Below are 9604 nucleotides of genomic sequence, written 5' to 3'. Positions count from 1 at the left end.
GTTGGCGTCGTCGCCGACCTGGAGCTCCACGGGACGGGCCGGCTCGGCCTCCGCCGGGCGGCGGTAGAAGAGGAACATGACCAGCTCGGAGCGATCGGGGGTGGGCCCGGGCCGGGCCTGCAGCACGTTCAGCATGTCGCCGCCCCAGACGAGCACCGTCGTGTTGGGGAACAGGTTGTACTGCGAGAGGCGGAGGAGCTGGTTCGTGCCGAAGTCCGAGATGTCGACCCCCAGCGCCGCCTGGTGGCGCCGGATCCTCTCGGCGATCACGTCGGCCATGGTCTGGCCGGCCGGCACCTCGGGCGCCGGGCCGGGAGTCATGTCCACGCCCATACGGTTGCCCTGGGTCACGCGGAACGAGTCCCACACCGACTGGTCGGTGGCGTTGCGCACCCGGGGGCTCGACACTCCGTAGTTCTGATACGACGCGCCGTGGAGTCCCCACAGTCGCTGCGGGGCGTGCACGTCGTCGATCGAGCCCAGCATCTCGGGGTGGATGCCCTGGACGTGGTACGTCTCCGAGAAGCCCTCGGTGACCACCTTCCAGTTGCTGTCGACCGGGGTGTGGGTCATGGCCACACAGTGGAAGCCGTCCAGGCGGGCCCAGGCCGCGTCCTCGGGAATCCCCTCGAGGAACTCGCCGAGCGACGGTCCTTCCGACGCGAAGCTGACGAACACCATCGGCCCCCAGGCTCCGACCCGGACGGGCAGAAGCCCGTACTCCTCGCCGGTGAGGCCAGGTCCGAATCCCCGCCGGTCGGGTACCTCGCGCAGCCGTCCGGCCAGGTCCCAGGTCCAGTGGTGGAACGGGCAGCGCAGGGCGGTGAGCCCCTGGCCCGCGCCCTGGCAGATGGTGTTCCCGCGGTGGCGGCACGCGTTCTGGAAGGCGCGCAGCTCCCCGTCCTCACCCCGGACGATGACAGCCGACAGCCAGCCGGCCCGGTACTCGTACCAGTCACCCGGATGGCGCACGTGGTCGACCGAGCAGGCCAGCTGCCAGACGCGGGGCCACAACCGCTCGTTCTCGCGCGCCGCGAAGTCGGCCGACGTGTACCGATACGTGGGTATCAGCACCGGGGTGACCCCCGGCGTGATGGCGCCCTCGGACAACTCGTTCGGCGCGTCGTCAAGGGTGGGGTCGGACGGGAGCAGGGTGTCGGGAGCTGCGCCGTCACCAGTGGCCGGGTCGGTGATCACGATCCCGACCTCACCAGCCGGCCGGGACGGGCACCGGTGTCGGCGTCGTGCCGGCGGGTCGTCTGTCCGGCCACGAGGGTGGCGGCATACCCGCGCGCCCGTTGCACCAGGCGGCCGGCGCCTCCAGGCAGGTCCCGTACGAACTCAGGCGGCTCGAGCCGCAGGTTCTCGAGATCGACGACGTTGATGTCGGCGCGGCGGCCCGGCTCGAGCACGCCACGGTCGGTCATGCCATAGAGCTCGGCGTTGTCGGCAGTCATCTTCCTGATCACCGTCTCGATCGGGATTCGCGGGCCTCGCGACCGGTCACGGACCCAATGGGTGAGCATGAACGTGGGTGTGCTGGCGTCGCAGATGGCGCGCACATGGGCGCCGCCGTCCCCGATGCCGAGCGCCGTGGCCGGGTGGAGAAGCATCTCCCGCAGGGGCTCGAGGGTGAAGTCGGAATAACCGAGCAGAGGGCGCATCAGAAGCTCCCGGCCGTCCCGACCGAGCAGGAGGTCGTAGAAGAGCTCGGCGGCATCGATCCCGTCCCGGGCGGCGCGGGCGGCGACACTCTGCTCCGCCTCCGGCTCGTAGTCCGGCGGATCCCCGAGCTCGAAGATGCGGTCGAAGGCGAGCGAGATGTACGCCGGCATCTGCACCGTCGGCTCCTCGGCCAGCGCCTGGCGGCGCACGTCGGGATCATGGAGGCGGGCCACCATCTCGTCGAGGGGCAGACGGGCCAGCGCCATGAACGTCGGGCGGCTGGAGAGGGGATGGAAGGTCTGCAGGCCCATCAGCAGCCCGATGGGCCGGCCCGTCACCTGGGGCCGCAGCGGGATGCCGGCGTCGAACGCCTGGCCCGCCAGGTCGAGCAGCCGCTTCCAGTCGTCGGGGGCCAGGTCGTGCTGGACAAACCCGTAGGACACCGGCCTCTCGGTCTCCTCGGCCAACCGGCGCATCCAGTCGAACTCGCGGTCGGGAGCGGACAGGTCCTCTCCCTGGATCCCCGCCGGGGCCAGCTCGAACACGCCCCGGCCGGCGCGGGCGAGCGCCCGCCCCAGGCCGAAGAGCTCCTCCTCGGCGGCATAGGTGCCCGGTACCGGCTCACCGTCGACCGCCCGGTGCACGATCGTGCGGGACGTTGAGAGCCCGACGGCTCCAGCCTCGGTGGCCTCCTGGACGATGCGCGCCATCTCGGCCACGTCCTCGGGTCCGGCGGGCTGGTTGCGGGCGCCGCGCTCCCCCATCACATAGGCCCGCACCGCGCCGTGGGGCACCAGCGCCGCCACGTCGACCGCCCGGGGCGTCTCCTCGAGAAAGTCGAGGAACTCCGGGAAGCTCTCCCACCCCCAGCGCATCCCGTCGGAGAGAGCCGAACCGGGAATGTCCTCCACGCCCTCCATCAGGCCGATCAGCCACTCCCGGCGTTCGGGCCGGGCGGGGGCGAAGCCCACGCCACAGTTGCCCATGACGAGTGTCGTCACCCCGTGCCAACTGGTCGGTGCGAGCGTCGGGTCCCACGAGGCCTGGCCGTCGTAGTGGGTGTGGATGTCGACGAATCCGGGGGTGACGACCTTGCCGCTGGCGTCGATCTCCTCCGCCCCCGGACCGGTATCGGCTCCGATCGCGGCGATTACCCCTTTGGCGACGGCCACGTCGGCCGGGCGTGGCGGACCCCCCGTGCCGTCGACCACCAGACCTCCGCGGACGACCAGATCGTGCACCGCGACCCCCTTCGTCAGGGGCATTCTACGGAAGCGTCAGGCCCCCGGCTCCGCCACGCAGAAGATCTCGGCCGCCAGGTCGGGCAGCTCCTGACCGAGGATCCGCAGCCCTTCGACCATCCGCTCGTCGGCGAAGCCGAGTTGCTCCATCTGACCGTGGGTGAAGGGCTTGATGAAGTGACCGCCCTCCTCGAGCACCTGCAGGCCGGAGCCTTCGATCTCGTGGCGGAGCGAGCAGGCGTCGTACACGCGGTCCTGCTCGAAGGTCAGGTTGCGGGCGCTCAGCTCTGTCTCGTCGGCGATCAGACCCATGGCCCGGGCCAGCCGCCGGTGGAGTGACCGGGCGTTCGGGACGTCGATGTAGGCCCGCCCGTCCGCCGCCAGCATCCGGCGGGCCGCGTCCAGGAATGTCCGAGGATCGGCCACCTCGTGCAGGACGCTGGAGCAGAGGACCACGTCGGCCGGCCGGGGGCAGGCCGCGACCACGTCCTCCACGGCGTCCTCGAGGAAGGACCGGATCACCACGATCCGGCCCCCCGTCCCGGCGGCATGGGCTTCGGCCACCTCGGCGAAGCGGGGGCTCGGCTCGACGATGACCCATCGGTCGAAGGGGACCCCGGCCTGGTCGGCCCGGCTGAAGAGAAGGTCGTCCCCACAACCGGCCTCGACGACGACCCGGGGCTGCCAGCGGGTGAGATGCTCGAGGACCGTTCGCTGGCGGGCGGCCACCAGCACCGCTTCGAACCGGTAGTCGGCCTCGTAGACCGAGGCGTACCGGCTGATGCGCTCGAGCTTGGTGGCCGGCCCTGCCATAGAGATCCCTACCACGCCTCGGCCGGCCGTCCCGCCGACGTGGCCAGGGCCAGTTCGGCCCGGCGCCGGCCGGCGGACGCGGCGCGGTGGTCGTGCACCGCTTCGTCCGGGTAGCCGAGCTCGGCCAGCAGCGGTCCGGCCACCGCGTCGAAGGCGGCGATATCGGCCGGGTCCATCTGGGCGCGCCAGTCACGCAGTCCCGGCGTGAGGGGCCTGGCCAGGTTCCGGTCCTCGTCGGGTGCCCCGCTCATGGCCAGCTGTCGGCCCGCCGCCGCGGTGTGGTCGAGCATGGCCGGGTCGTAGCTCAGGCCGGCGTGGGCGCAGATCCCCATCAGGACGCCCTGGGGGTCGTCCAGGAGATCCTCGTAGCGAACCTCGAGGTAGCGCGACGGGCCGAGCGACCGGCCGGCGGTGCGGATGCGGGTCACCCGGTCGGCCCAGTGAAGGGCGGCACCGGCCCCGTCGTCCGGCCCCCACGACATGTCCATGATCGACAGAGCCACGTCGCGCCCGTCCCGGATGGCGTGCACGAAGACGGCTTCGGGGAGCAGCTCGGCCAGGCGGCCCATGTGGAGGCCGTGGGCCGGCGTCTTGTCCCCGGAGCGGGTCTTGCCCTGGGCCTCGGCGTAGGCGGCGTAGGCCGCCCTGACGACATCCACCCTGCTGGCCGCACCGGTCGAGCGGGCGGTGCCGACCACTGCCTCCGGGTCGAGGCCCCACGCCCGGTACCGCCAGCAGCCGGATAGCTCGTCGACCAGGGACCGCAGCGCCGCCTCGTCGTAGGGGTCGCCGGGCGGGTCCACCTCGGGCCACTCGAGACGGTCAGGACGTGCGCCGACAGGAAGGCCGTGGCAGAACTGGAGCACCAGGCCGCCGGCCTCGGCCGGCACGGCCAGGTCGGGGTGCGAGTCGAGCATGGCGGCCAGAAGGGTCGTGCCCGACCGGCCGCACCCGACCACGAACGGAAGGGCCGGGCGGGTCACGCCCGCGTGCCCGCCTCGACCAGGGAGGCGAAGTCGTCCCACTTTCTGATGTAGTCCGACTCGTCGAAGTGCTGGGAGGCGAGGACCATGCAGACCGCGCCCCCGGAGAAGTTCTCGAGGTCGCGCCAGACCATCCTCGGCAGGTACAGGCCCTGGTTCCGGTGGAGCAGGCGGAAGCGGGCCTCGCTGTGGCCGTCGTTGACGACGACGTCGAGGCTGCCGGACAGTGCCACCAGCAGCTGCTGGAGCTGAAGGTGGGCATGGCCGCCGCGGAGGCCGCCGGCGGGTACGTCGTACAGGCAGTACACGCGCCGGATCTCGAACGGCACGTGCCGCTCGGCCTCGATGAACGAGAGCTCGCCCAGACCCTCGGAGCGGACCGAGGGGAGCTCCACCATGCGGCAGGCGGCCACGCCCTCGGCGGCGGGGACAAGGCTGGTGGTCACAGGGTCACCTCGTAGTGCTCGAAGGCCACAGAGCCGGCGCCGAAGGACGCCTTGAAGTCGAACAGTCCAGCGTTGAGGATCCGGCCCTCGTCCTCCGTGCTGATGCCGAAGTCGAACCAACGGTGGCCGGAGCCGGCCGCCGCGGCCACGCAGGCCTCGACCATCACGTCGTAGGCGCCGACCTTGCGCCCCGCAGGAGACGAGGCGCTGTACTGCAGATGCATCGTCGGCGCCATGGAGAACGTCACCCCGCCCGCCACCATCTCGCCGTCGAGCCACGTGGTGACGAGGCTCATCTCGTCCGGGAAGCGTCCGGCCAGCAGCAGCATCTCGTCGAGGCCGTGGACCGGCGCCACACCGTGGCGCTCGCCCAGGACCCGGCCGAGGAGAACCCAGAACTCCGGCGCCGCCTCCCATCCCCAACGGGCCTCGACGCCCCGGTTGCGGGCCGTACGGGCCCGCTTGCCGCGACCGCCGCGCAAAGCCAGGCGGTGATCGATGTCGATTGTGGAGGACAGATCGCACCGCTGGCGCACGGCACCGAGGCGATGGAGGGCGTACAGGTCGCCGCCCGCCGGCGCCCGGTGGAAGATCAGGGGCACCGCCTTGTAGCGCAGGGTTTCGGCGCCTCCGGCGCGGTAATGGGAGGCCATGAGCTCGAACACCTCGACCAGCTCCTCGCCGGCCAGCGCGCCGTCGTGCACCACCCCGCCGAAGGTGATGCCGGGGTGGCTGACGACGAGCGACCGGTCGGTGCGGTCGAGGGCGGCGGGCATGACCGCCCGCACGCCCGCTTGGCCGTCCTCGATCAGCACGGACCGGTCGGCGAAGCGGGCCCCGTGGTATGAGAGGAAGCGCCGGGTGTGGAGGAACGTGCCGTTGACCGACCCGGCCACGAACCGGTCCCAGACCTCGTCGTCGGAGCCCTCGTCGAAGGGGCGCACGGTCAGGCCGGACACAGCTCTCCCAGCCGGGCCGCGACCGATCGGATGACCTCGAGGGAACGGTGCCGGTCCGCCTCGTCGAAGGTGTCGACGTTGGCCTGCAGCGTCTGGGCGAAGGCGGCCCACGCCAGGATCTCCTGGTCGGCCTCGGCCAGGAAGCCGAGGTTCCGGGCGCCCAGGATGATGTCCTGCCAGGCCAGGACCAGCTCGGCCCGGCTGGTGGTCCGGCTGATCTGGTCGGTGTGGAGCCGGAAGCTGCTCAGGTGCTCGTTGATGACGGCCAGCCGGCCCTGGGCGAGGATCTTGAGCCACCAGACGACGTCGATGTTGCGGGCCGGGGCCCGGCCGCCGATCTCGTAGACGCCGTCGAGCGGCAGCAGCTCACGCCGGAAGAGCACGGTGGTCGGCTCGCCGATCCAGTTGCGCTGCCCACAGAGCAGGTCGTTACCGGCGGCCATCCCGTCGACCAGGCTGTCGGCGGAGCAGGGCGGTTGGGGCAGGTGGTCCACCGGGAGCGCGGCCCCGGACGCGTCGATCGGGGTGCGGCGCGAGGTGGCGATGCCCGCCTCGGGGTGGGCTATGAGGGCGCCCGCCAGGCGGCTGATCGCATGCGGAGCAAGCAGGTCGTCGTTGCAGACGAACTTCACCAATGACCCGCGGGCCGTGGCCAGCAGCTGGCGGAAGGTGTCGCGGTGGCCCAGATTGACGTCATGGCGCCGGACGGTGGCATTCGGGACGCCCCGCAGTGACTCCACCGCCACCTCGAAGGTCGCGTCCGGCGAGCAGTCGTCGAGCACGACGATCTCCAGGTTCGGATAGCTCTGGTCGAGCACCGACCGCAGGCACGGCCCGATGAAGGCCTCGGCCTTGTAGGCGGGGACCAGAACGCTGACGAGGAGCTCACCCACGCCGACCACGCTCCGACCCGGCCAGGGCGGGCATCTGCTCGGCGGCCCGCTCGGGCCGGGCGGCGAAGGTGGCGACGCCGTCGATCACCCGGTCGACGTCGGCATCCGAGAGATGAGGTCCCATGGGCAGGCTGAGCACGGTCGCGTGCAGCCGGTCGCTCACGGGCAGCGGAGGCCCCCCCGGAGGCCGGGCGCCCGCGTAGGCGCCCTGGCGGTACGGAGGGATGGGGTAATGGATCAGCGTCTCCACTCCGCGCGTGGCCAGATGGCGCTGCAACCCGTCGCGGTCCTGGCCCCGGACGACGAAGAGATGCCACACGGGCTGGGAGCCAGATGGCCCGGCGGGCAGGATGACGTCACCTCCGACCAGACCCTCGAGGTAACGGGCCGCCACGCGCCCCCGGCGCCCGTTCCAGTCGTCGAGGTGGCGGAGCTTCACGGACAGCACGGCCGCCTGGAGCTCGTCCAGGCGTGAGTTCGCCCCGGGTATCTCGTGCACGTACTTGACCCGCGAGCCGTAGTTGCGCAGCATCCTGACCCGCTCGGCCATGCCGTCGTCGTCGGTCGTCACGGCTCCGCCGTCCCCGAGCGCTCCCAGATTCTTCGATGGGAAGAAGCTCCACGCCGCGGCGTGGCCCAGGCCACCGACCTTCGTGCCGTCGAGCGACGCCCCGTGGGCCTGGGCGGCGTCCTCCAGCACGGCCAGGCCGTGGCGGGCGGCGAGGGCGTTGATCTCCCCCATCGGGGCCGGACGCCCGTAGAGGTGGACGGGGATGATGGCCCTCGTCCGGGGCGTGATCCGCTCCGCGACGAGAACGGGGTCGAGGTTGCAGGTAACAAGGTCGGCATCGACCGGCACCGGCCGGGCCCCGACGGCGGTAACGGCCAGCCAGGTGGCGATGTAGGTGTTGGCCGGGACGATCACCTCGTCGCCCGGACCCACCCCCATGGCGGCCAGTGCGATGCGGAGGGCGTCCAGACCGTTGCCCACCCCGATGCAGTGACGGACCCCGACGTAGGCCGCGAACTCCGCCTCGAACCGCTCGACCTCGGGGCCGAGGACGTACCAGCCGCTCCGGACCACCCGCGACGCCGCCGTCTGCAGTTCCTCGGCCAGCTCCTCGGAGGCCGCGCGAAGGTCGAGAAAGCGCACCTGGTGCACCCTCGTCTATCGGTCGGCGGCGGCTGCCAACTTGAGCGGAGCTGGCAGGATCTGGACTAGCTGCCGGGTCGCGAGGGGTCCGGGCCCGCGCTCCCGGTCGTGGCGGAGGTCAGGGGTACGGCGAGTCGTCGAGGACGGCGTAGGAGATCGAGGTGAACGGGAAGCGGCGGAGGGCCAGTCGCCGGAGGCCGACCGTGTCCAGGACGGCCCGGGTCTCCCCCGGGAACTCGGCCACGTGCAGCTCGTCGAAGGCGAGCACGGCGCCCGCGGGCATGAGGGGCAGGAACAGCTCCAGCGCCCTCTTGGTGGGCTCGTACAGATCGAAGTCGAGGTAGAGGAGGGAGACCACCAGGTGGGGATTGTCCTCGACGAAGCGGGGGCCGGTGTCGAGGAAGTCTCCTTCGACCAGATGGATCTTGCGGATCTCCTTGAGAGCCCGGTCCTGGTCGAACAGGTCGACTCCCCGTTGGAGCTCCGCCATGCTCGAGCCGGTCAACCCCCCGACATGGGCATCGGCGTAGCCCGTGAAGGTGTCGTGGCCGGTCACGCTGGGGAAGCCGCTGAAGGTGTCGAACCCGATGACGCGGCGGCGATGGTTGAGGGGCTCGAGCAGAGAGCTGATCTGGGCGAAGGCAAATAGACCGAAGCCGGTGAAGACCCCGCATTCGACGATCGACCCCTGAACCGGCATGGCCAGCTTGGCCAGCTCGTAGCGAACGAGAAAGCGACCGATGCTGGTGCGGTCTACGAAGCGGGGGAACGCCGCCAGGCGGTCGGTGACCGAGCCGGAGGAGGCGTCGAAGTACTCGGCCGCCTCGGCAAAGCGGTCTGCATTCAGCCGTCCGGCCGGGAGATCGAGCCCGACGAAGCTGCTCGGGTCTCCCGGGGTGTCATCCTTGGGCACGGATCCCCTCATCCTCGGGCACGGATCGTCCGTGGCTCGAATACGGCCCCATCTCGTCAGCGAGTCGAGCGTACCCGGCTCCCGCGCCGAAAGGATCCAAGGACCCAAGGCGAGCCCGCCGGCCCATCCGGATGGAGCTCGGCATCCGGATGGGCGCGGTGGGTCGTACGACGCGACCCGCACCGAGGCACGGGCCGTCTTCGGTTTGAGGACTACCCCGAGGATCAGCCGAGGAGCTTGAGAACCAGCTGAGGTGCGGCGTTGGCCTGGGCCAGCATCGACTCACCGGTCTGCATCAGGATCTGCTTCGACGTGAACCTCGTCATCTCCTGAGCCATGTTGGTGTCGGTGATGCTGGAGGCGGCTGCCGTCAGGTTCTGCTGGCCGATCGTCATGTTGGACACGATGCCCTGGATCTCGTTCTGAGAGGCACCGAGCTTGGCCGACAGGGCGTTGAGGTTCGACAGAGCCGTCTGGACCAGGGTGATCGCCGACTGCGCCGCCGCCGTCGTTCCGACCGAGGCCGCTCCGGTCCCAA

General features: G+C 71.1%; 10 protein-coding genes. All 10 read right to left on the bottom strand.

Annotation, left to right across the window (positions count from 1 at the left end; all coding sequences use genetic code 11):
• Positions 1-1197: aromatic ring-hydroxylating dioxygenase subunit alpha (locus tag VFW24_02915; GenBank protein HEX5265700.1), on the bottom strand; the 1197-nt coding region annotated here is incomplete at its 3' end.
• Positions 1194-2930: an amidohydrolase family protein gene (locus VFW24_02910; GenBank protein ID HEX5265699.1), complete on the bottom strand. Its 1737-nt coding sequence runs from the start codon at positions 2928-2930 to the stop codon at positions 1194-1196. The genes VFW24_02910 and VFW24_02915, both read right to left, overlap by 4 nt.
• 12 nt (positions 2931-2942) lie before the next feature.
• A complete protein-coding gene (locus VFW24_02905) occupies positions 2943-3719 on the bottom strand; it encodes a methyltransferase domain-containing protein (GenBank protein HEX5265698.1) in 777 nt (258 codons plus the stop codon).
• Positions 3720-3727: 8 nt separating this feature from the next.
• Positions 3728-4702 carry a sulfotransferase gene (locus tag VFW24_02900; GenBank protein ID HEX5265697.1) on the bottom strand — a complete coding sequence of 325 codons (975 nt, stop codon included), beginning with the start codon at positions 4700-4702 and terminating at the stop codon, positions 3728-3730.
• Positions 4699-5148, bottom strand: a complete 450-nt coding sequence (locus VFW24_02895) for an FdtA/QdtA family cupin domain-containing protein (protein HEX5265696.1) — start codon at positions 5146-5148, stop codon at positions 4699-4701. Before VFW24_02895 ends, VFW24_02900 begins: the two co-directional genes overlap by 4 nt.
• Positions 5145-6107, bottom strand: a complete 963-nt coding sequence (locus VFW24_02890) for a GNAT family N-acetyltransferase (GenBank protein HEX5265695.1) — start codon at positions 6105-6107, stop codon at positions 5145-5147. The genes VFW24_02895 and VFW24_02890 overlap by 4 nt, the downstream gene beginning before the upstream one ends.
• On the bottom strand, positions 6095-7000 hold the full coding sequence (locus VFW24_02885) for a glycosyltransferase family A protein (protein HEX5265694.1): 906 nt from the start codon (positions 6998-7000) through the stop codon (positions 6095-6097). Before VFW24_02885 ends, VFW24_02890 begins: the two co-directional genes overlap by 13 nt.
• Positions 6993-8153, bottom strand: coding sequence for a DegT/DnrJ/EryC1/StrS family aminotransferase (locus tag VFW24_02880; GenBank protein ID HEX5265693.1), 1161 nt, complete (start codon positions 8151-8153; stop codon positions 6993-6995). Before VFW24_02880 ends, VFW24_02885 begins: the two co-directional genes overlap by 8 nt.
• 118 nt (positions 8154-8271) lie before the next feature.
• Positions 8272-9066: a class I SAM-dependent methyltransferase gene (locus tag VFW24_02875; protein HEX5265692.1), complete on the bottom strand. Its 795-nt coding sequence runs from the start codon at positions 9064-9066 to the stop codon at positions 8272-8274.
• Positions 9067-9290: 224 nt separating this feature from the next.
• Positions 9291-9604: flagellin (locus VFW24_02870; GenBank protein HEX5265691.1), on the bottom strand; the 314-nt coding region annotated here is incomplete at its 5' end.

The organism is Acidimicrobiales bacterium (assembly GCA_036273495.1).
Taxonomy (GTDB): Bacteria; Actinomycetota; Acidimicrobiia; order Acidimicrobiales; family JAJPHE01; genus DASSEU01.
Note: the sequence above shows the minus strand (reverse complement) of the source record. Positions and strands in the feature narration are given on the sequence as shown.